Annotated in this window: 22 protein-coding genes; 8 read left to right on the forward strand and 14 right to left on the reverse strand. The window is 70.0% G+C overall.

The window, feature by feature from the left end:
* Position 1: 1 nt before the first annotated feature.
* The 4 genes from AC1XX3_RS02415 to AC1XX3_RS02430 all read left to right on the forward strand — a co-directional run bounded on the left by AC1XX3_RS02415 (position 2) and on the right by AC1XX3_RS02430 (position 3,667).
* Positions 2-1,483 carry an aldehyde dehydrogenase family protein gene (locus AC1XX3_RS02415; protein WP_483319479.1) on the forward strand — a complete coding sequence of 494 codons (1,482 nt, stop codon included), beginning with the start codon at positions 2-4 and terminating at the stop codon, positions 1,481-1,483.
* Entirely contained in the window at positions 1,483-2,370 is an 888-nt protein-coding gene (locus AC1XX3_RS02420; RefSeq protein ID WP_483319480.1) for an aldehyde dehydrogenase family protein, read from the forward strand. The genes AC1XX3_RS02415 and AC1XX3_RS02420 overlap by 1 nt, the downstream gene beginning before the upstream one ends.
* Before the next feature lie 71 nt (positions 2,371-2,441).
* The gene (locus AC1XX3_RS02425; protein WP_483319481.1) at positions 2,442-2,957 is read left to right on the forward strand and encodes a uridine kinase; all 516 of its coding nucleotides are present in this window, start codon (positions 2,442-2,444) and stop codon (positions 2,955-2,957) included.
* 50 nt (positions 2,958-3,007) lie between these two features.
* The gene (locus AC1XX3_RS02430) at positions 3,008-3,667 is read left to right on the forward strand and encodes an NADPH-dependent F420 reductase (RefSeq protein ID WP_483319482.1); all 660 of its coding nucleotides are present in this window, start codon (positions 3,008-3,010) and stop codon (positions 3,665-3,667) included.
* Positions 3,668-3,723: 56 nt separating this feature from the next.
* Here AC1XX3_RS02430 and AC1XX3_RS02435 read toward each other — a convergent pair whose 3' ends face one another.
* Genes AC1XX3_RS02435 through AC1XX3_RS02445 form a run of 3 tightly spaced genes read right to left on the reverse strand, consistent with a single transcriptional unit; the run spans position 3,724 to position 5,976 of the window.
* The gene (locus AC1XX3_RS02435) at positions 3,724-4,974 is read right to left on the reverse strand and encodes an RNA polymerase sigma factor (RefSeq protein ID WP_483319483.1); all 1,251 of its coding nucleotides are present in this window, start codon (positions 4,972-4,974) and stop codon (positions 3,724-3,726) included.
* Positions 4,971-5,348: a YciI family protein gene (locus AC1XX3_RS02440; protein ID WP_483319484.1), complete on the reverse strand. Its 378-nt coding sequence runs from the start codon at positions 5,346-5,348 to the stop codon at positions 4,971-4,973. The genes AC1XX3_RS02435 and AC1XX3_RS02440 overlap by 4 nt, the downstream gene beginning before the upstream one ends.
* 43 nt (positions 5,349-5,391) lie before the next feature.
* Positions 5,392-5,976, reverse strand: a complete 585-nt coding sequence (locus tag AC1XX3_RS02445; RefSeq protein WP_483319485.1) for a dihydrofolate reductase family protein — start codon at positions 5,974-5,976, stop codon at positions 5,392-5,394.
* Between the two features lie 182 nt (positions 5,977-6,158).
* On the opposite strand from AC1XX3_RS02445, the gene AC1XX3_RS02450 reads away from it, so the two are divergent.
* From AC1XX3_RS02450 to AC1XX3_RS02460, 3 genes are all read left to right on the forward strand, one after another.
* On the forward strand, positions 6,159-6,821 hold the full coding sequence (locus AC1XX3_RS02450) for a CG0192-related protein (protein ID WP_483319486.1): 663 nt from the start codon (positions 6,159-6,161) through the stop codon (positions 6,819-6,821).
* Positions 6,822-6,864: 43 nt separating this feature from the next.
* Entirely contained in the window at positions 6,865-7,251 is a 387-nt protein-coding gene (locus tag AC1XX3_RS02455) for a tautomerase family protein (RefSeq protein WP_483319487.1), read from the forward strand.
* A 135-nt stretch (positions 7,252-7,386) separates the two neighbouring features.
* On the forward strand, positions 7,387-7,668 hold the full coding sequence (locus AC1XX3_RS02460) for a VOC family protein (RefSeq protein WP_483319488.1): 282 nt from the start codon (positions 7,387-7,389) through the stop codon (positions 7,666-7,668).
* A gap of 6 nt (positions 7,669-7,674) precedes the next feature.
* Here AC1XX3_RS02460 and AC1XX3_RS02465 read toward each other — a convergent pair whose 3' ends face one another.
* Positions 7,675-8,508 carry a PhzF family phenazine biosynthesis protein gene (locus tag AC1XX3_RS02465; protein WP_483319489.1) on the reverse strand — a complete coding sequence of 278 codons (834 nt, stop codon included), beginning with the start codon at positions 8,506-8,508 and terminating at the stop codon, positions 7,675-7,677.
* 12 nt (positions 8,509-8,520) lie between these two features.
* Complete coding sequence (locus AC1XX3_RS02470) at positions 8,521-8,952, reverse strand: PPOX class F420-dependent oxidoreductase (RefSeq protein ID WP_483319490.1); 432 nt, start codon at positions 8,950-8,952, stop codon at positions 8,521-8,523.
* 102 nt (positions 8,953-9,054) lie between these two features.
* On the opposite strand from AC1XX3_RS02470, the gene AC1XX3_RS02475 reads away from it, so the two are divergent.
* Complete coding sequence (locus tag AC1XX3_RS02475) at positions 9,055-9,696, forward strand: class I SAM-dependent DNA methyltransferase (protein ID WP_483319491.1); 642 nt, start codon at positions 9,055-9,057, stop codon at positions 9,694-9,696.
* An 81-nt stretch (positions 9,697-9,777) separates the two neighbouring features.
* On the opposite strand, the gene metG is transcribed toward AC1XX3_RS02475, so the two are convergent.
* From metG to AC1XX3_RS02520, 9 genes are all read right to left on the reverse strand, one after another.
* Positions 9,778-11,565 (reverse strand): methionine--tRNA ligase, encoded by a 1,788-nt coding sequence (gene metG / locus AC1XX3_RS02480; RefSeq protein WP_483319492.1) that lies wholly within the window; start codon positions 11,563-11,565, stop codon positions 9,778-9,780.
* Between the two features lie 96 nt (positions 11,566-11,661).
* Entirely contained in the window at positions 11,662-13,122 is a 1,461-nt protein-coding gene (gene cls / locus AC1XX3_RS02485) for a cardiolipin synthase (protein ID WP_483319493.1), read from the reverse strand.
* A 40-nt stretch (positions 13,123-13,162) separates the two neighbouring features.
* The gene (locus tag AC1XX3_RS02490) at positions 13,163-14,242 is read right to left on the reverse strand and encodes an adenosine deaminase (protein ID WP_483319494.1); all 1,080 of its coding nucleotides are present in this window, start codon (positions 14,240-14,242) and stop codon (positions 13,163-13,165) included.
* Between the two features lie 43 nt (positions 14,243-14,285).
* A complete protein-coding gene (locus AC1XX3_RS02495; RefSeq protein WP_483319495.1) occupies positions 14,286-14,711 on the reverse strand; it encodes a cytidine deaminase in 426 nt (141 codons plus the stop codon).
* A gap of 4 nt (positions 14,712-14,715) precedes the next feature.
* The gene (locus AC1XX3_RS02500) at positions 14,716-16,056 is read right to left on the reverse strand and encodes an ABC transporter permease (protein ID WP_483319496.1); all 1,341 of its coding nucleotides are present in this window, start codon (positions 16,054-16,056) and stop codon (positions 14,716-14,718) included.
* Entirely contained in the window at positions 16,053-17,222 is a 1,170-nt protein-coding gene (locus tag AC1XX3_RS02505) for an ABC transporter permease (protein ID WP_483320200.1), read from the reverse strand. Before AC1XX3_RS02505 ends, AC1XX3_RS02500 begins: the two co-directional genes overlap by 4 nt.
* Before the next feature lie 56 nt (positions 17,223-17,278).
* Positions 17,279-18,892, reverse strand: a complete 1,614-nt coding sequence (locus tag AC1XX3_RS02510; protein WP_483320201.1) for an ABC transporter ATP-binding protein — start codon at positions 18,890-18,892, stop codon at positions 17,279-17,281.
* A 158-nt stretch (positions 18,893-19,050) separates the two neighbouring features.
* Positions 19,051-20,175, reverse strand: coding sequence for a BMP family lipoprotein (locus AC1XX3_RS02515; RefSeq protein ID WP_483319497.1), 1,125 nt, complete (start codon positions 20,173-20,175; stop codon positions 19,051-19,053).
* Positions 20,176-20,389: 214 nt separating this feature from the next.
* On the reverse strand, positions 20,390-21,613 hold the full coding sequence (locus tag AC1XX3_RS02520) for an amidohydrolase (protein WP_483319498.1): 1,224 nt from the start codon (positions 21,611-21,613) through the stop codon (positions 20,390-20,392).
* Positions 21,614-21,617: the final 4 nt, after the last annotated feature.

The raw sequence follows: 21,617 nt of genomic DNA on the forward strand, positions 1-21,617 counted from the left end.
CATGACCATCGCCAGTGCCACCTGGGACTACGCCCCCGCCCTCGAGTCCGCCGCCATCGCGGCTATCAAGCCGCGCTATCTGCCGTTCGTCGACGGCAAGTTCGTCGAGGGCCGCGGCGCCGACCTGGACACCGTCAACCCCGGCAACGCCACCACCTTGTCGACGGTGTCGCTGGTGGACACCGCCGACGTCGACACCGCGGTCACCGCCGCCCGCCGGGCGTACGACCGGGTGTGGTCGCGGATGAGCGGGGCCGAGCGGGGCAAGTATCTGTTCCGGATCGCCCGCGGCATCGCCGAGCGGGCCCGGGAGCTCGCGGTGATCGAGACCCTGGACAACGGCAAGCCGATTCGCGAGACCCGCGACTTCGACGTACCGGCGGCGGCCCAGCACTTCTTCTACTACGCCGGCTGGGCCGACAAGCTCCAGCATCTCGGCCTCGGCGCCTCCCCTGCTCCGCTCGGGGTCGCCGGGCAGGTGATCCCGTGGAACTTCCCGCTGCTGATGGCGGCGTGGAAGATCGCCCCGGCGCTGGCCGCCGGCAACACCGTGGTGATCAAACCGGCCGAGACGACACCGCTGTCGATCTTGGTGCTGGCCGAGATCATCGCCGACGCCGACCTGCCGCCGGGGGTGGTCAACATCCTGACCGGGGCCGGCGACATCGGTTCCGCCCTGGTCAACCACCCCGGCCTGGACAAGGTCGCCTTCACCGGCTCGACCGCGGTCGGCCGCAAGATCTCCCACGATCTGGCCGGCACCGGCCGCAAGATCACCTTGGAGCTGGGTGGCAAGGGCGCCAACATCGTCTTCGACGACGCCGCCCAGGATCAGGCGATCGAGGGCATCGTCAACGGGATCTTCTTCAACGCCGGCCAGGTCTGCTGCGCCGGCTCGCGGCTGCTGGTGCAGGAGTCGATCTCCGAGGAGTTCCTGGAGCGGCTCAAGCAGCGGGTCGAGACGCTGCGGGTGGGTGACCCGCTGGACAAGAACACCGACGTCGGGGCGATCAACTCCGCGGTGCAGCTGGAACGCATCAACACGCTGGTGGAGATCGGCGTCGGCGAAGGCGCCTCGGTCTGGCGGTCCTCGTGCCCACTGCCCACCGCGGGCTACTACGTCGCCCCGACCATCTTCACCGATGCGACCGCCTCGATGCGGGTGGCTCGGGACGAGATCTTCGGACCGGTGCTGACCACGCTCACCTTCCGTACGCCGGACGAGGCCGTGGCCAAGGCCAACAACACCCCGTACGGGCTGGCGGCCGGGGTCTGGACCGAGAAGGGGTCGCGGGCGATGGGGATGGCGGCGGCGCTGCGGGCCGGCGTCATCTGGGACAACACCTTCAACCAGTTCGACCCGACGGCCAGCTTCGGCGGCTACCAGGAGTCCGGGTTCGGCCGCGAGGGCGGACCGGCCGGGCTGGCGGCCTACCTGCAGACCGATGACGAACCGGTCGTGACCGGACGGGGGGCCCGCTGATGGCTCACCTCGGTGTTCCGAAGACCTACAAGCTCTTTGTCGGTGGCAAGTTCCCCCGCTCGGAGTCGGGCCGTACCTATCCCGCGTACGACGCGAAGGGGAAGTTCATGGCCAACGCCGCACTCGCCTCCCGCAAGGACGGCCGCGACGCCGTGTCAGCCGCCCGCAAGGGGTTCGCCGCCTGGTCCGGCGCGACGCCGTACAACCGCGGCCAGGTGATCTACCGGGCGGCGGAGATGCTGGACGCCCGCCGACCGCAGTTCGTCGAGCTGCTGGCGGCGAGCCGCGGCAGCAGCACCCGCGACGCCACCGCCGAGGTCGACGCCTCGGTCGACCGGTTGGTCCACTACGCCGGCTGGACCGACAAGCTGGCCGCCGTGTTCGGCGGCGCCAACCCCGTGTCCGGCCCGTTCTTCTCCTACTCAGCACCCGAGCCCACCGGGGTGGTCGCCGCGATCGCCCCGACCGCCTCGGCCCTGCTGGGTCTGGTCTCGGTGGTCGCGCCCCTGCTGGCGACCGGCAACGCCTGCGTCGTTCTGGCCGCCGCCGAGGACCCCACCGTGGCGATCACCTTCGCGGAGGTGCTGGCCACCTCCGACCTGCCCGGCGGTGTGGTCAACCTGCTCACCGGTCAGCCGGCCGAGGTCGCCCCGCACCTGGCCGCGCACGCCGACGTCAACGCCCTCGACCTGACCGGGGCCGACCCCGCGCTGCGCGTGGTGTTGGAGCGGGCGGCCTCGCAGACCGTCAAGCGGGTGTATGCCCCGCACGGGACGCCGGACTTCACCGCGTCCCCGGGCACCGCCCGGATGCGGGCGTTCTTGGAGATCAAGACGGTCTGGCACCCGACCGGGTCGCTGTCGCTGGCCTCCGGCGGCAGCTACTGACCGGCGACACGTCCCACCGGCTGATCCTGCTGGCCGGTGCCTCCGGGAGTGGCAAGTCCCGGCTGGCCCGGTTGGCGGGCTGCCCACGGCTGGCGCTGGACGACTTCTACTACGACGGCGACCACCCCGACCTGCCGCACACGCTGGGGATCGTGGACTGGGACGACATCCGCAGCTGGGACGCCGACGCCGCGCTGGCGGTGATCGTCCAGCTCTGTCGGACCGGGGTGGCCGACGTGCCGACCTACGACATCGCCCGGAACGCGCGGACGGCCTGGCACCGCCTCGAGCTCGCCCCCGGCCAGACCTTCGTGGCGGAGGGGATCTTCGCGCCCGACATGGTCAGCCGGTGTCGGGCGGCGGGTCTGGACGTCACGGCGCTCTACCTCGACCGGCCGCGGACCATCACGCTGGTGCTGCGGTTCCTGCGTGACCTGCGCGAGCACCGTAAACCGGTCTGGGTGCTCGCCCGCCGTGGGATTGCCCAGTGGCGTGCCGAACCCGAGGTACGCCGCCGCGCGCTCACCGCCGGCTGCCGGCCGATTCGGATGCGCGAGGCCGTCGCGCTGCTGGCCGTGGCCCCCTAGCCAGGCCCCCGCCGGGGAATAACCGTCGAACCGTCGACCGTTGTGCGGACATGACTGCACCAGGAATCTCCACCATCGGTCTCATCGGCGCTGGCAACATCGGCGCCCAGGTCGCCCGCCTCGCCATCGCCGCCGGCTACGACGTCGTCCTCAGCAACTCCCGGGGACCCGAGACGCTCTCGGACCTCATCGCCGAGCTCGGCCCCAAGGCCCGCGCCGCGACCGCCGCGGAGGCCGGCGCCGCCGGCGACCTGGTGGTGGTGTCCGTACCGCTGAAGAATGTGGCCGACGTGCCGGTCGAACCGCTGGCCAACAAGATCGTTATCGACACCAACAACTACTACCCGCAGCGTGACGGCGAGATCGCCGAGCTGGAGAACGAGAGCACCACCACCGCGGAGCTGCTGCAGGCCCACCTGCCGCAGTCCTTGGTGGTCAAGGCCTTCAACCACATCTATGCCGCCGACCTCACCACTGACGGCACTCCGACCGGCACCTCGAACCGTCGGGCGCTGGTGATCGCCGGCGACGACGACGCGGCCAAGCAGACCGTCACGACGCTGCTGGACGAGTTCGGGTTCGACACCGTCGACGCCGGTCCGCTGGCCGAGGGTTGGCGGATCCAGCGGGACACCCCCGGCTACGGTCCGCGGATGAACGCCGACCAGCTCCGCGAGGCGCTGGCCGCCGCGCAGCGCTATCACGCCTGAGTCGCGGCACCGCCCAGCCACGGCGAACGGTGCTCCTGACTAAGCCGAGCTCCTGACTAAGCCGGGCTCGACCCGCCGTCGGTGGCCCGACGCAGGAGGTAGTGGCGTGCTGAGGCGTCGCCGGTGAGGGCGGCGGCCGTGGTGAACGCGTCAGCGGCCTCGGCCGGGCGGCCGGCTCGGCTCAGCAGGTCAGCTCGGGCCGCGTGATAGGGCTGGAACTGCGCGCCGGCTCCCCCGTCGCAGTTGGCGGTGAGGGAGTCGAGTGCGATCAGCCCGGCTTCGGGGCCGTCAACGCGGCCGGTGACCGTGGCCAGGGCGACCCGGGCGCCCAGGCTGGGAGCGACCATGACCAGCGCGGCGTAGAGCGTGCGCAGGGCCACCCAGTCGGTGCGACCGGTGCGGGCGCGGTCGCAGTGGACGGCCTGGATAGCGGCTTCGAGCCGGAAGCGGCCGGGCACCCCCGGCTGGCTGGTGCGCTGCAGGTAGGAGCTTCCCTGGGCAACCAGGTCGGGGTCCCACCTGCGGGTGTCTTGTTCGTCGAGGGGGACGAATCCTCCGGCCTGCCCCGGCAGCCGCGCGCGGGAGAACGCAATGAGGGCTGCGAGTCCCCATGCCTCGGGCTCGCTGCGCAGCAGGGTCGCGAGGGTGACGGCCAGATACTGCGCTTCACCGGCGAGGTCCTGGCCCTGATCGCTCCGGTCGGCACAGGTGATGGAGTAGCACGCGTAGACGGCTTCGAGCACAGCGGGCAGACGCTCGGGCATGCTGCGCCGGCTCGGCACCGTGAAGGGGATGCGCGCGTCCCGGATTCGCTTCTTCGCCCGTACCAGGCGCTGTGCCATCGTCGTGGGCGCGACGGCGAAGACTGCGGCGATGCGGGCTGCGTCGAAGCCGAGGACGGTCTGCAGCATCAGCGGCGTACGTACGGCGGGGTCGATCGCTGGATGTGCGCAGACGAAGAGGAGCTCCAGGCGTTTGTCGCCGATGGCGTCGGGGTCAACGGCGTCCAGCGGTGAAATGGCGATATCTGTCGTGGCGGTGGCGGCCTCCAGCGGGGCCGACCTGCGGTGCGCCGCCGACTTCCAGGTGTCACGTTGACGGTTGCGGGCCACGGTGAGCAGCCAGCCTTCCGGGTTGTCAGGGACGGCACCGGACGGCCAGCTGCGCAGTGCCTGCTCGAACGCACCAGCCAGGGCGTCCTCGGCGAGGCTGAGGTCGTGGGTGCGCGCCGCCAACAGCGCGAGCAGGCGCCCGTAGGACGTCCGGGCGACCTGCTCGGCCCTGGCCCGCGCCGCTGCGGCGGTCATCTATTGGGTGTCCAGTGTCCGGCGACGGTGTGCGTCGCGCCCGGTCGGACCTCGACCGCGCCCCAGGAGATCGATGGGGCCTGCCGGGCCCACTCCAGTGCGGTGTCCAGGTCGGGCACGTCGATCACCACCGTTCCGCCGAGTTGCTCCTTGGTGTCAGCGAACGGTCCGTCCTGCACCAGCAGCTGGGCATCGACCATCCGCAAGGTGGTGCTGCTGGTGGAGGGCTGGAGCACCTCGGCAGCGATCAGCACGCCGGCCTGGTGCAGGGTCGAGGCGTAGCTGGTGAAGGCCCGCTGGGCCTCCTCGATCGCCTCGGCGCCCACCGTGTCGGCGTCTGCTTCGGGGTAGTGCAACAGCAGCGTGTAGCGCATGGCTCCATCTTCCTCAGGTCGTGGCGTCGACGTCTATCAGCGGCTACGGGCCAACGGTGTACTCGGCAATGATGACGCCGGTGCTGGTCCTGACCGAACGCACCAACGTCAGGTCGGTCCGGGTGCCATCGGTGAAGAGCTTGGTGCCCGAGCCGAGCACGATGGGATGGATCTGCAGGATGTATCTGCCGACCAGCCCAGCGGCATGCATCGAGCGGATCAGCTCTCCCGAGCCCATGATCGTGAGGTCGCCGTCAATCTGCTCGCGCAGGGCCGCGACAGTCTCGACCGCGTCGCCGGCCAGCAGGGTGGACTGCGGATAAGCCAACTCGGTGTGGGCGGAGCGGGAGACCACGTACTTCGGTGTCCGGATGAGGACGTCGGTGAAGGGGTTGGCCTCGCCCGTCGTGGTCCAGAAGCCGAGCACGTCGTCGTACGTGCGGTGTCCGAACAGCAAGGACCCCGCGCTCGACATGCTCTCACTGGCGAACCGCATCGATACCTCGTCGGAGTAGCCGTCGGCCCAGCCACCGTGCGCGAAGCCCTCGCGGGTGTCCTCATCTGCCCTGCCGGGCGCCTGCATGACACCGTCGAGGGTGATGCTCTGGAATGCGCTGATCGTTGTCATGATCCCCGTCCGTTCTCTCTCGCCCGAAGCCGCACCTCGGGCTGCGTCATCGAGATGACGAACGACTCATCGCGCGATCGACACCGAGACGATGACCATCTCCAGCTCTCCCGATCACCCATGACGCGGGCGCCCGGTGGACCAGCAGTGCCGGACAGGCAGCTGGCCTAGGATCTGATGCCATGGCGCTCATCTACCAAGCGGAGCTGCACCCCACCAAGCTCGAGCTCGTGGCGCCGTGGCTGACCCGCCAGCCGTGGTCGGGCGTGCACCACGCCGTCCCACTGCACCGGGTCGGGTCCTTCCGCTTCGACGACCCCGCCGGTGAGGTCGGGATCGAGACCCTATTGGTCCGCGCCGGCGACGGGCCGATCCTGCAGGTGCCGTTGACCTATCGCGGTGCCGCGCTGCCCGCTGCGGAGCAGCATCTGATCCAGACCATGGAGCACTCGGTCCTGGGCCGGCGCTGGGTCTACGACGGCTGCGGCGACCCGGCGTACGTCGCCGCGGTGGCGCGGACGGTGCTCGACGGCGGCCACCAGGCAACCGAGCTGGTCGAGGTGGACGGACGACTCGAGCCTCAGCCGCCGTCGATCGAGGTGACCGGGCGGCCGGCACTGGCTGCGGCGCTGCCCGGGGATACGGTCCAGATCGACACGGGGCCGATCGAGAACGTACGCAATGACGCGGTCGACCACCGGACAGTGACCACGACCGGCCAGCTCGACGTCGAGGTCTGCCGCACCCTGGGCCTGCCGCCGGACGACGGCACCCTGTCGATCCTGACGGGTCGCTCAGCCGAGCTGCCGTCGGAGCTGCTGCTGGCTGTCGTCCGGCTGCGCTGACCTTCGCCGCTCACCGTCGCGCCCTCGGTGTAGAACTAGGGTCATGGCTCAGATCGTGGTGTACGGACACGCCGACGTGCTGCGCGGACGGGTCCGGCAGCTCTCGGACGCTATTCACGCGGCAACGACGAGCGCGCTGCAGCTCCCGGCGGACAAGCGGTTCCACCGTTTCGTGCCGCTGGAAGCGGGCATGTTCTGGACCCCTCCGGACCGCACCCTCGACTACACCATCATCGAGGTGAGCATGTTCGAAGGGCGATCGGTCGAGTGCCGCAAGGACCTCATCCGGCAGCTGTACCGCGAGGTGGCGGCGGTCGGCGTCGCCCCGCACGACCTGGAGATCACCATCACCGAGACGCCACGCTCCAACTGGGGTATCCGCGGCGTGCCGGCGGACGAGCTGACCCTGAGCTATCCCGTGGACCTGTGAGGCACCCGGGCGATACCGTCGGCCGATGAGCGAGGCCGACATCCCGCCGCTGCGGTTCGTCGGGATCTCCCTGGACTGCGCCGATCCCGCCGCGCTCGGGGAGTTCTATCTCGGACTGCTCGGCGGACGTCTGTTGTGGAGTCGCCCCGGCAGCGTCGGCGTGCAGGTGCCCGGGGTGCTGCTGATCCCTCAACGCGTCGAGGCTATCGTCCGCCGCTCTGGCCGGGCAGCTCCATCGTGCATCTCGACCTCACCGCGGGCGCCGAGCTGGACGAGCCCGAGGCGCGTGCCCTGGCGTTGGGCGCCCGGCTGGCGGACCCCCAGCCGGACCCGCGCTGGCGGATTCTGCTGGACCCGGCGGGACACCCGTTCTGCATCACCACGTTGGCCCCGCCGCCTGAGCTACGAGGTGGGTGAGGGACGTCAGAGCGCAACAGCTCCGGTGATGCCGAGCACCGTGTCCCCGCCGATCCAGACGGTCGCGCCCTCCTGCTCCACGTACACCAGCCCTCGGCGCCGCACCCGGGTCCCCTGCCGCGCGGTGTAACGCTGCGGCGCGCGGCCGGTGGAGATCAGCCACTGGGCGAAGCCTGCGTTCAGGCTGCCCGTCACCGGGTCCTCGCCGCCGGTCGCACCGGGCACGAAAGCCCGGACCTCGAAGTCGGCCACCGTAGGGTCGGCGTACGGGCCGATCACCCCCACCTTGGAGTACGGGGCGAGCGGTCCGGCGCCGCGCTCGATGCCGAGCACCGACTCGGCACTGTCGAGCAGCAGTCCCACCCAACCCGGACCGTTGTCGATCCAGTGGGCGTCCACCACCTGACCCGGGCCCAGGCCGAGCCCGGCGACCACTGCGGCGAGACCCGCGGGATCCACCGGACCGCTGCGGATCAGCGGCGGCGCCGCGAACGCCAATCGGTTCTGGTCACGACGCAGCCCGACCAGGCCGGCGGCGCACTCCTGCACCGGTCCCGGCGAGCCCTGGGGTGTTCCGCCGGCGGCCAGCCACGCCGCCGCGGAGCCGAGGGTGGGGTGCCCCGCGAACGGCAGCTCAGCCGTGGTGGTGAAGATGCGGACCCGATAGTCGGCTTCGGGCCGGGTCGGCGGCAGCAGGAACGTCGTCTCCGACAAGTTGGTCCAGCGGGCGAAGGCCGCCAGCTGGTCGTCGGTCAACCCCTCGGCGTCATGGACGACCGCCAACGGATTGCCCAGCCCGAGCTGGGAGGTGAAGACATCTAGCTGGCTGAACCGGCGCACGCAGGCATTCTGTCACCGGCCGATGGACGCGCCGTACACCTTTTCGACGCTCATCGTCATCAGCACCCGACGGTCGGCCACCATCACGCGGCGGTAGTCGGCCCAGTCCGGGTGCTCACCGGCGGCGGCACGGTAGTAGGCGACCAGCGCCTGCACATCCGGGCCGTCCGGATCGGTGCCCGGCCCGATCAGGGTGGCGGTGCCCTCCGCCGTCGCCCAGGTCCACCCGTCGGCGCTGGTGACCTCGAGGGAGACCCGCGGGTCGCGGCGGAGGTTGGCGGTTTTGGCCCGCCCCTCGGTCATCGACACCTGGATCTGGCCGGCAGCGCGGTCGTAGAACGGCGTGACGGGCGACAGCTGGGGCCGGCCGTCTTTCTTGATGGTGGCGAGGATGCCCAGCCGGCTTGTCGCCAGCAGTGCGTGCAGATCGAGATCTGTGCTCATAGCCGGGCAACTCCCGCCGAGGCCGGCCTATTCCGCGCGGCATCGGTACCGCGCGCTGCAGCATCCGTCGAGGTGTCGGAGTTCCCCCGCTACGGTCGACGGGTGAGCGAACCCGATGAACGGCGCACTCGGAGCTTCTACGACACCGTGGCCGCCAGCTATGCCCAGTTGCTGCCGGACACGTCGTACGAGGCACCGCTGGACCTCGGCATGCTCGACCACTTCATGGCACTGCTGCCCGGGTCGGCGGCCTCGGTCCTCGACGCCGGCTGCGGAGCGGGGCGGATGCTCAGCTATCTCAGCTCGGGCGGCGTCGACCGGTTGGCCGGCGTCGACCTCTCCCCGGCGATGGTGGCCTGCGCCCGTGCGTCGCACCCCGACATCCCGCTGTCCGTCGCGGGCCTCGGCGCGCTCCCGCACCCGGACGCCACCTTCGACGGCGTCCTGTCCTGGTATTCGATCATCCACCTCCCGCCGAGTGACCTGAGGCCCGTGATCGAGGAGTTCGCCCGAGTGCTGGTCGTCGACGGGCTGCTGCTGCTCGGTTATCAGGCGGGCACCGGCGCTCGGGTCATCGACGGTGCATACGGACACGACGTGACGCTGCGGGCCTATCTCCACCACACCGGCTATCTCAGCGACCTGCTCACCACCGGCGGGTTCGAGCTGGTGGCGGCCGCGGATCGCGCCCCGCGGCCCGGCGAGCGGCACCGGCAGGGGTTCGTCCTCGCCCGCCGTCGTTGACCCGGGCCGTGGCGAACGGCCCCGCCCGCCGGCAGACCTGTGCCCGAGCCGCTCGAACTACGAGGAGACGGCTCGCCCAGCTCAGTCGACCAGGCTGGCCCACTCCGGCCCGGTCTCCCCCAGCTTCTCGTCGATCTTGGCGAACAGCGGCGACGGCTTCGCCAGCGGCCGCCCGGCTTCGATCGGGATGGACTCCCACCGGGCCTGCTCGGCGGCGTACTCACCCATCAGCACCGGGTAGTCCGGTCCGCCCTCCTCGCTGACCGTACGGATCTCCGGTTGCGCGGCCCACACCCCGGTGCCGCCCAGCGCCTCGTGGACCTTCTGGGCTGCATGCGGCAGGAACGGGGTGAGCAGGGTATTGGCGTCGGAGACCACCTGCAAGGCGGTGTGCAGCACCGAGTCCCGGCGGGCCGGGTCATCCTTGAGCTTCCACGGCTCGGTGTCGGAGATGTACTTGTTCGCGGCACCGACCAGCCGCATCGCCTCGCCGGAGGCCTGCTTGAAGCGGTTGCGCTTCAGCAGAGCGCCGACAGCGTCGAACGCTGCCTTGGAGGTGTTCAGCAGCTCGTGGTCGATGTCGCGCAGGTCGGTGGCCTCCGGGATGGCACCGACGTTCTTGTGTGCCATCGAGACCGAGCGGTTGACCAGGTTGCCCCACTCGTTGGCCAGCTCGAAGTTGGTCCGGCGGACGAACTCGTCCCAGGTGAAGTCGGTGTCCTGGTTCTCCGGCCCGGCCACGGCGATGAAATACCGCAACGCGTCAGGTCCGAAGTCGCGGAGGAAGTCGCCGACGTAGATCACCTTGCCGCGGCTGGTGGAGAACTTCGAGCCGCTCATGGTCAGGTATTCACTCGACACCACCTCGTCAGGCAGGTTGAGGTCGCCGAGCGGCCCGACGGTGCCGCCGTGATCACCGCGACCGTTCTGGCCGAGCAGCATCCCCGGCCAGATGACCGAGTGGAAGACGATGTTGTCCTTGCCCATGAAGTAGTACCCGAGGGCGTCCGGTTCGGTCCACCACTGTCGCCACGCCTCGGGGTCGCCGGTGCGGGTCGCCCACTCCACCGACGCCGACAGATAGCCGATGACCGCGTCGAACCACACGTAGAGCCGCTTCATCGGCTGGTCGCGCCAGCCGTCCAGCGGGATCGGCACGCCCCAGTCCAGGTCGCGGGTGATGGCGCGCGGTCGCAGGTCAGCCAGCAGGTTCTGACTGAACTTGAGCACGTTCGGGCGCCAGTCGGTCCGTTCGGACAGCCACGTCCCGAGCGAGTTGGCGAGCGCGGGCAGGTCGAGGAAGAAGTGCTCGGTCTCGACGAACCTCGGCGTCTCGCCGTTGATCCGAGAGCGCGGGTTCTTCAAGTCGATCGGGTCGAGCTGGTTGCCGCAGTTGTCGCACTGGTCGCCGCGGGCGCCGTCGTAGCCGCAGATCGGACAGGTGCCCTCGATGTAGCGGTCCGGCAGCGTACGGCCGGTGGACGGGCTGACCGCACCCATCGCGGTCTTCGGGACCACATAGCCGTTCTTGTACAGCCCGAGGAACATCTCCTGCACCACGCGGTAGTGGTTGCGGGTGGTGGTGCGGGTGAACAGGTCGTACGACAGGCCCAGACCCTGCAGATCCTCGACGATCACCCGGTTGTACTTGTCGGCCAGCTGGCGGGTGGTCATCCCCTCGCGCTCCGCCTGGACCGAGATCGGGGTGCCGTGCTCGTCGGTCCCGGACACCATCAGCACGTCGTGCCCGCTCATCCGCATGAACCGGGAGAAGACGTCAGAGGGCACACCGAAGCCGGACACATGACCGATGTGCCGGGGGCCGTTGGCGTACGGCCAGGCGACAGCGGTCAGAACACGAGAACTCATGGGCCCAACCCTAGTGCCCGGCCCCACTCACGACAGAACCGTTTCCCGCCGCTGAGGCCGGCGGCCGGGCCGAGAGGGCCAGGCCGACGCCACGGTTCACAGCAATGGCGACACCAGCCGGCTGACGCCCTCCTTGACCCGACCGATGACGGGGTGGCGATACACCTCGGCGTGATCGAAGTCGGTGCACCGGCGCAGGTCAGCGAGATAGATGTCGCGCAGCACAGCGCCCAGCTCGGCGTCGTAGAAGAAGGCATTGACCTCGAAGTCGAGCCGGAAGCTCCGGTAGTCGAGGTTCGCCGTACCCACCGAGCCGAGCTCGCCGTCCACCAACACGGTCTTGGCGTGCAGGAAGCCGCCGCGGAAGATGTGGACCTTCCCGCCACACGCGACCAGCTCGTCGGCGTAGCTGAGGGTGGCCGGGTAGACCAGCAGGTGGTCGGGCTTGTCCGGGATCATCAAGCGCACGTCCAGGCCCGACCGGGCGGCCAGCTTCAGTGCCTCCAGCATCGCGGCATCGGGCATGAAGTACGGCGACTGGATCCACACCGACTGCTGCGCGCTGCCGATGATCTTGAGATAGCCGTACTTGATCCGCTCCCACTGCGAGTCCGGGCCGCTGGAGACGATCTGCATGGCCACCGAGCCCGGGTCACCTCCCACCGGTGGGAAGAACCTGTCCTGCCACACCACCTGGTGGTGCGCCGGAGCGGCGGCGTTGTAGTCCATCAGCAGCCGCCGCTGGATGGAGCTGACAGCCCCTCCCTCGATCCGCAGATGGGTGTCGCGCCAGTAGCCGAACTTCGGGTCCTCGCCCAGATACTCGTCCCCCACGTTGAACCCACCGACGTAGCCCACCTTCCCGTCGATGACGGCCATCTTGCGGTGGGAGCGGTAGTTGATCAGCCACCAGCCGGCGGGGAAGAACGGGTACGCCCTGCCGCCGGCGGCCCTCAGCCGGGCCAGGTGCTTGCGCCGGAGCTGCTTGCCGCCGAGCGCGTCGTAGACCAGCAGCACCTGGACGCCCGCCTCGGCCCGCTCGGCGAGCGTGTCGAGCACCCGCAGTCCCAGCTTGTCGGCGCGAAAGATGTAGTAGAGCAGGTGGACGGAGTCCTGGGCGGCGCGGATGTCGGCCAACAAGGCGTCGAACTTCTCCCGGCCGTCGTGGAAGACCGTGACCGCGTTGTCCTGGGACAACCGGGCACCGCGGTCCGACATCAGCAGCTCGGCGACCGTCTGATGCTCGGCTGCGACCGGGTTGGCGAAGGTGAACTCGTGTGCCGCGATGGCGGCTCGCTGCTGTTCGGCCAGCTCACCGAAGCTCACCTTCGCCCCGTCCAGGAGCCGGAAGATCTTCCGCCGAGTGAGTCGCCGACCGACGAAGACGTAGAGCAGGAAGCCGAGCACCGGGACGAACATCATCACCAGGATCCAGGCCCACAGCGAGGCCGGGTCACGACGCTCCAGGAACAGGGTCACCAACGCCAGCGCCACGTTGGCCACCAACACCACCGTGCCGATCATGGTCAGCAGGTCGATGACCTCGTGAGCTGTCACCGCGGTGCTCCGGTCCCCCGTGCGACCCGCGGCGACCCGGTCATGCGCCGAGCTCGGCGAACCCGGGCTTGATCACGTCCTCGATCAGCGCCAGGCGGTGGTCGAAGGGATAGAAGGCGCTCTTGGCCGCGTTCACGGTGAACCAGCGCACGTCGGCGAGGGTGTAGTCGAACGCCTCCGCCAGCAGGGCGAACTCCCGGCTCAGGGTGGTCCCGCTCATCAGCTGGTTGTCGCAGTTGACGGTGACCCGGAACCGCAGGTCGGTCAACAGCCCGATGGGGTGCTCGGCGATGGAGGCGGCAGCCCCCGTCTGCACGTTGGACGTCGGGCACATCTCGAGCGGTATCCGCTGGTTGCGGACGTAGGCCGCGAGGTCACCGAGGACCGCGCGGCCGTCGTCGCCGATGGTGACGTCGTCGACGATCCGGACGCCGTGGCCCAACCGGTTCGCCCCACAGATCTGCAGCGCCTCCCAGATCGACGGCAGCCCGAACGCCTCACCGGCGTGGATGGTGAAGTAGGCGTTGTTGCGCTTGAGATATTCGAAGGCGTCCAGGTAGCGGCTCGGCGGGAATCCCGCCTCCGCGCCGGCGATGTCGAACCCCGCCACAGAGTCATCGCGGTAATGGATGGCCAGCTTGGCGATCTCGCGCGACGGGCTGGCGTGCCGCATCGAGGTGACCAGCTGCCGGACGAGAATGGAGCGGCCCTGCTCGGCCGCGATCTCCATCCCCTCCCGCAGGCCGTCGCGCACGGCCACGACTGCCGCCGCCGGTGTCAGCCCATCCTGCAGATGCTGCTCGGGCGCCCACCGGGTCTCGGCGTAGACGACGCCGTCCGCAGCCAGATCCTCGACGAACTCCCGCGCCACCCGTCGCAGGTTCTCGGCCGTCTGCATCACCGCGACGGTGTGGGAGAACGTCTCGAGATAGCGCTCCAGCGAACCGGAGCTGGCCGACTCGACGAACCAGCGCGCCAGGGACTCGGCGTCCGTGGCCGGCAGCGGGTGCCCGATCTCGGCGGCCAGATCGAGGATGGTCTGCGGCCGAAGACCGCCGTCGAGGTGGTCGTGCAGGGACACCTTGGGTGCTGCCCGCAGCAGGTCCAGATCGAGACTCATAGGGGTCCTCCCGGCCGCTGCGCGGCCCGTCGTGGTCAGTGACCTACTGCAGCGGCTCGGCGTCGGCCGCAGCCATCTGCCGCAGGTGGTCGGGTCCGAAGGCGTCCGGCAGCACCTCGTTCATCGAGCGTACGCCGCGCGGTGTGTCGACCAGGCAGTTCGGGCCGCCGTGCTCCCACAGCAGCTGGCGACAGCGGCCACACGGCATCAGCACCGCGCCGTGCTTGTCGACGCAGGCGAAGGCGACCAGCCGGCCGCCCCCGGTGGCGTGCAGGTCCGACACCAGACCACACTCGGCACACAACGTGACGCCGAAGGCGGCGTTCTCCACGTTGCAGCCCGCCACGACCCGCCCGTCGTCGACCAGCGCGGCGGCGCCGACCTGATAGTTCGAGTACGGCGCATACGCCCGCGCACAGATGTCGCGGGCGCGAGACCGCAACCGGTCCCAGTCGGCCTCGGTCACCATCGGCTCACGCCTTCTCGTACGGGATGCCGTCGGCGGCGGGGGCGCGTACCCGGCCCACCAATCCGGCCACCGCGATGATGGTGGCGACGTAGGGCAGGATCAGCAGGAACTGGCTCGGCATCGGGGTGGACAGGGTCTGCAGCTGGGAGGCCATCTGGGTGACGAAGCCGAAGAACAACGCCATCAGCGCTGCCAGCCCGGGGTGCCAACGGCCCATGATCAACGCCGCCAACGCGATGAAGCCGTTGCCGACGGTGAGCTCTTTGGAGAACGAACCGGTGGCGGCCAAGGTGAAGAACGCCCCGCCCAGCCCGGCGAAGACGCCCCCGGCGAGCACGGCCGACCAGCGGATCGCGGTCACGCTGATGCCGACGGTGTCCGCGGCCTGCGGATGCTCGCCGACGGCCCTGACCCGAAGCCCCCAGCTGGTGGTGAACAGCAACAGCCAGACCACCAGCACCGACGCCCCGGCCAGGTAGGCCAGGATCGTCTGCTCGAACAGCACCGGGCCGAAGAACGGGATGGCGGACAGACCGGGGATGGCGATGGTCTCCAGCACCGGCGCGGAGTTGTACGCCGCGGCGTTCGGCTGCACCAGCTGGTCGAACAAGAAGCCGGTGACGCCGACCGCGAGCAGGTTCAAGACCACGCCGAGCACCACCTGGTTGACCAGATAGCGGATCGAGAACACCGCCAGCAGGGCGGCCATGGCCACCCCGGCGAGCACCGCGGCGACCAGCGCAAGAGGGATCGACCCGGTGACGCTGCCAACCACGGCGGCGGCGAAGGCCGCGGCCAGGAACTGACCCTCGATCGAGACGTTGACCACCCCGGCCCGCTCGCACAGCACGCCGCACATGGCACCCAGCACCAACGGGGTGGCCAGCGTCAAGGTGCCGGCGAACTGGTTGCTGACCGGGAACGGCAGGTCGCGACCGGCGGCAGCCCAGGTCAGGAAGCCGACGACGAACGCCAGCCCGGCCACGGTGCCGGCCAACGCCGGCCACCGGCCGTGCAGCCGGCCCGACAAGAACCCCACCCCGGCCAGCAGACAGAGAAGTCCGCAGACCGCCACGGTGCCCAGCCCGGGCACCGCCACGGTCGGCAGCTGCACCTCGTCGAAGGCGTCGGACAGGGCGAACTTCGCCGTACCGGTGGTCGAGCCGAGCAGCACCAGCAGCACCAGCCCGACCAGGGCGATCAGCACCCCGGTCGATCGCCGCTGGCGGCGCTGCTCGGCGGACTCCACGAAGGAGGCGTTGCGGGCGCTCCGGTCGGCGGGCTGGTGACCGGCGCCGTCGGAGCCGGCTGGGCCGTGGTGCAGGTTGGTCGTCTCGTGGCTCATGTCAGCGCCCCCGCCGCCGGGCCGACCGGTCGAGCCTTGCGCGCGCGCATGAACGGGATGAACGTGGCGACCAGCCCCGGTGCTGCCACGAACAACACGATCAGCGCCTGCAGCACGGTGGTCAGGGTGAGCGGAGTCTGAGCCACGCTCTGCATCGACAGTCCACCCGCGTGCAGGGCGCCGAACAGCAGGCCGGCCAGAACCGTACCGAGCGGCTTGGACCGGCCGAGCAGCGCAACGGTGATGGCGTCGAACCCGATCGAGCCGACCAGCCCCGCGGACAACGGCACCGGTGTGCCGGACACGCTCGGGGCGAGCGCCGCCTGGACGCCGGCCAGCCCCGCCAGGGCACCGGCCAGGCCCATGGTGATGATGGTGGTGCGGGCCACACTCATCCCCGCAGTGGCCGCCGCGTGCGGGTTGGACCCGACGGCCCGGATGGCGAAGCCGATGGTGGAGCGGTCCAGCAACCACCAGACGGCGACGGCAGCGAGCAGGGCGATCACGAAGCCCAGGTGCAGCCGACTGCCCTCCAGCCGCGGCATGGTCGCGTCCCAGCCGACCACCGGCGAGATCGGGTCGGTGCGGCCGGGTCGCTGGAAGGCAGTGGTGGTCAGCAGGAAGGCCAACAGGCCGGAGGCGATGTAGTTCATCATGATCGTCACGATCACCTCGTGCGCGCCCGCCTTGGCCTTGAGCCAGCCCACGATGCCGCCCCAGATACCGCCGCCGACGACACCGGCCAGGATGGCCACCAGCAGGTGCAGCACCGGCGGCAGGTCGACAGCGAAGCCGACGTACGCGGCCAGCACCGCACCCCAGATCGCCTGACCCTGGGCGCCGATGTTGAACAGTCCAGCGCGGAAGGCCAGGGCGACGCCCAGACCGGCGCAGATCAGCGGCGCAGCCTGCGCGGTGGTCTCGGTGATCGGCACCCAGCCACCGACCGCCCCCTTGACCAGGGCGCCGTAAGCGCCACCGACCTTGGCCGCCGACGCCCGCAGAGCGTCGGTCGGCCGGTCGAAGAAGTAGGTGAACGTCTGCCGCACCTCGGTGTCGGAGACGATCATCAGCACCGCCCCCACCACGAAGGCCAGCACGAAGGCGGCGAGCGTGGTCACGACCTCCAGCCACGGGAAGGTCCGCGGCGTCCGGCCGCCGCGCACCGGCCGGGACCGGGGCGACGCCGCCGGGCGGCCCGGCGGTGTCGACTTGGCTGACCTCACGACTGGTCCCCTTCCTGGGCGGCATCCTCTTCGGCGGCGGTGGTGACCGAGGCGGACGCCAGGGCCTCGTCGGTCGGCACACCGGCCATCATCAGCCCGAGCACCTCCCGCGACGTGTCGGGCCCGACGGTGCCGACCACCCGGCCGCGATACATCACCGCGATCCGGTCGGCGAGCGCGGTGACCTCGTCCAGCTCGGTGGACACGATCAGCACGGCCGTGCCGTTGTCGCGCTCGGACACCAGTCGCCGGTGGAGGAACTCGATCGCCCCGACGTCCACACCGCGCGTCGGCTGGCTGGCGATCAGCAGCGACAGCGGCCGGGAGAGCTCCCGGGCCAGCACCACCTTCTGCTGGTTGCCGCCCGAGAGCGAGGCCACCGGCGTATCGATGGACTGGGTCCGAATGTCGAACTCCGCCACCCGCTCGGTGGCGTTGTGGCTGATCCGGGACAGGTTGAGCCCGATGCCGTGGGCATAGGGCGGTTCGTCGAAGCTGTTCAGCACCAGGTTCTCGGCCACGCTGAACGTACCGACGAAACCGTCATGCTTGCGATCCTCGGGGACGTAGCCCACGCCGGCGTCGATGGTCTGCTTCGGGGTCAGCGACGTGATGTCGCGACCATCGAGGGTGATCGTGCCGCTGGTGACGTCGAGAACGCCGAGCAGCGCCTCGACCAGCTCGCTTTGGCCGTTGCCCTGCACCCCGGCCACGCAGACGATCTCGCCGCCACGGACCTCCAGGTCGAGGTTCTCGACCACCAGCGCACCGGACGGCCCGGCCACCGAGAGCCCTCGGACCTCCAGCCGTGGTGCTGCGGCGTGGTGCGGAAGGTCCTTGGCCACCACCAGGTTGACGGCCCGACCGACCATCAGCTCGGCCAGCGAGCCTTCGGAGTCCGAGGGTCGTGCGGTGCCGACGACCTTGCCGCGGCGGACGACGGTGATCCGATCGGCGATGGCCCGGACCTCGCGGAGCTTGTGGGTGATGAAGACGATCGCGCGGCCCTCGTCGCGCAGTGACCGCATCACCTCGATCAGCTCGTCGATCTCCTGCGGCGTGAGGACTGCGGTCGGCTCATCGAAGATCAGATACCGGGCGTCGTTCGCGAGCGCCTTGAGGATCTCGACCCGCTGCTGCACCCCGACCGGCAGGTCCTCGACCCTGGCGTCGGGGTCGACGCCGAAGTTGTACCGGGCCGACAGCTCCTGCACCCGTTTGCGGGCGGCGCGCATGTTGAGCACACCGGCGGTGCCGCCTTCACGACCCAGCACCAGGTTCTCGGCCACCGAGAACACGTCGACCAGCATGAAGTGCTGGTGCACCATGCCGATGCCCGCCGCCATCGCCTGTTTCGGGCTGTCGAAGCGCCGGCGGACGCCGTCGATGACGATCTCGCCCTCGTCGGGCTGGAGCAGGCCGTAGAGCACGTTCATCAGCGTCGACTTGCCAGCCCCGTTCTCGCCCAGCAGGCAGTGGATCTCGCCGGGCCGGATGTCGAGGTCGATGCTGTCGTTGGCCACCAGCGCGCCGAACCGCTTGGTGATGCCGCGCAGCGCAAGCCCGGTGGGCGCCGGCTCCGGAGGGTCCGCCGTGGCAGCAGACGGCATGGTCGGCCACCGCTGACCCTCGCGTGGGTTCGTCACAGACTCGATCCTTACATGGGTGCGGCGTGCTGCGGGCCGCGGGAACGGAGTGCAGCGGGGCTGCACGGCGCACGAGGGAGGTCACCGTCGGTGACCTCCCTCGTGTGGATGCTGCAGTCGACTCAGCTCTGCGGCTGGGACTTCGACGTGATCTTGATGGCGCCCGACTCGATGTCGGCCTTGATCTGCTCGACCTCGGACTTCAGCTCGGCCGGAACCTTGCTCTCGAAGTCGTGGTACGGCGACAGGCCGGTACCGGCGTTCTTCAGGTCGCCGACGTAGGGCTCGTTGGAGAAGCTGCCGTCCTTGGTGGCCTTGATGGCGTCGCGGACCGCGACGTCCATGCCCTTGTAGACGCTCGTGACGATCTGTGGGCAGTACGCCGCCGCGCTGACACAGCCGTCGGTGTCGACCCAGATGGCGCTGACCTTGCCGCCGCTGGCCTTGGCGGCCTGCAGGCCGCCCTCACCGGCCGGTCCCGCCACCGGGAACAAGATGTCAGCGCCCTGGCTGACCAGACCGGTGGCGACGTTCTTGCCGCCGGACACGTCCTCGAACGGCTTGTCGCCGGGGACGAACTGACCGTCCTGCTTGGCCGAGTCCCAGCCGAGGACGGCGACGTCGCCACCCTTCTTCTCGTTGAAGTGGGCCACGCCCTGGGCGAAGCCGTCCATGAAGATGGTCACGGTCGGGATCTTGGCCCCGCCGAAGGTGCCGACCTTCTTGGTCTGCGACATCCCGGCCGCCAGATAGCCAGCCATGAAGCTGGACTCTGCGGTGTTGAACACCAGCGGCTTGAGGTTCTTCACCTCGGCGTAGCTCGGGTCGTCGCTGTCGACGATGGCGAAGTCGATCTCCGGGTTCGCCTTGGCCGCGGCCAAGGTGGCGTCGCCGAGCAGGAAGCCGACCGTGACGATGATGTTGCACTTGGCGTCCACCATGGACTGGATGTTCTTGGCGAAGTCAGCAGTGGCGCTGGACTCCACCTGGCCGATCTGGATGCCGAGCTCCTTCTGAGCGTCGGTCAGACCCTTGTAGGAGGTCTGGTTGAACGACTTGTCGTCGAAACCGCCGGAGTCGGAGACCATGCAGGCCTTGAAGTCCGCACCGCCGGCCGATGCGCTCGGGCTGGTGCCACCGCTGGGAGCGGTCGACTCGCCGCCGCTTCCGGGGGCCTCGGCGCAGCTCGACAGCGCGAGCACCGTCGCGCCGAGCAGGGCGGGAGCGACGAGTAGGGACTTCTTCACGTATTGCCTCCTAGGCAAGATCTGTAAGTTCTGCGGCCCCGGCCACGATCACCGCCGTATTTGTCGCACGGCTGGGCATGCGGAACTGTAACCCGAGAATCCGGTGGCGGTCGACCTCAGGCAGCGCCCACGCGGCTTGGATACCCAGTTGTAACAGGGCTCCGCCCGGCCCCCGCCGAACAGCCCTCGATCCGGGCGGTCGAGGGGGCGCCGGTCAGCTCAGCGCCACCCCGGCGAGCAGTCGGACGCCCACCTCGATGCAGCGCTCGTCGACGGTGAACGTCGGCTGGTGGATATCGGCGAAGCCCTGTGCCCCAGGGGTGCGTACACCGAGGCGACCCATCGCCCCCGGCACCTGCATCAGCATCCAGGAGAAGTCCTCCCCGCCGAGTGACTGCTCGGTGGTGGTCACACTGTCGGGTCCGACGAAGGTCTGCAGCGCGGCGGTGAGACGCTCCACCCCGAGCTCGTGGTTGACCGTCGGCGGCACCCCTGCGGTGACGACGATGTCGATCTCCACCCCGTACGGCGCGACGATCTCACGACACAGCTGGGGCAGCACCTCCTCCGCCGCGCGCCAGCCGCTCACCTGCAACGCGCGCAGCGTGCCCTCGACCTGGCCGGTCTGCGGGATGGCGTTGCCGGCCGATCCGGCGGCCACCCTCCCCCACATCAGCGAGACACCGCCGCGCGGGTCGACCCGACGAGACAGCAGCAGCGGTCCGTTGGTGATGAGCGCACCGAGCGCTCCGACCAGGTCGGCGGTGAGGTGGGGCCGCGAGGTGTGCCCGCCGGGGCCGGACAGCGTGATGAGCACCCGGTCGGCGGCCGAGGTCACCGCACCGACCTTGAGCCCGACCTGGCCCACGTCGGTCCGCGGGTCGCAGTGCAGCGCGTAGATCTCGGTCAGGCCGTCCAGCACGCCGCCGTCGATGGCGTCCAGGGCACCGCCCGGTGAGGACTCCTCGGCCGGCTGGAAGATGAGACGTACTCCGCGGCGGAGCAGCCCCTGCTCTCGCAGCCGCACCAGCACCAGACCGACGCCGAGCACGATGGTGGTGTGCACGTCGTGCCCGCAGGCGTGGCAGATCCCGGGGTTCACCGAGGCGTAGTCCACCTGCTTGGCGTCCGGGATCGGCAGGGCGTCGATGTCGGCCCGGAGCCCGAGCAACCCGTCGGCGACATCGTAGCCCTCGGGCAGGACGTCCACGCAGACCCCGGTCCCCACCGGCAGCACCCGTGGCCGGAGGCCGACCTCGGTCAGCAGCCGGACGATCAGCGCCGTGGTGCGGTGCTCGGCATGGCCGATCTCGGGGTGAGCGTGCAGATCCCGGCGCAGCGACACCAGCCGGTCGTTCAGTGCGGCGGCCTCGCGGGCCACCGCCGATCCCAGCGCGGTGTCGAGGTCGGGCAGCGAAAGGGAGTCCGGTGAACGCACGGCC

The organism is Microlunatus sp. M237 (assembly GCF_056896895.1).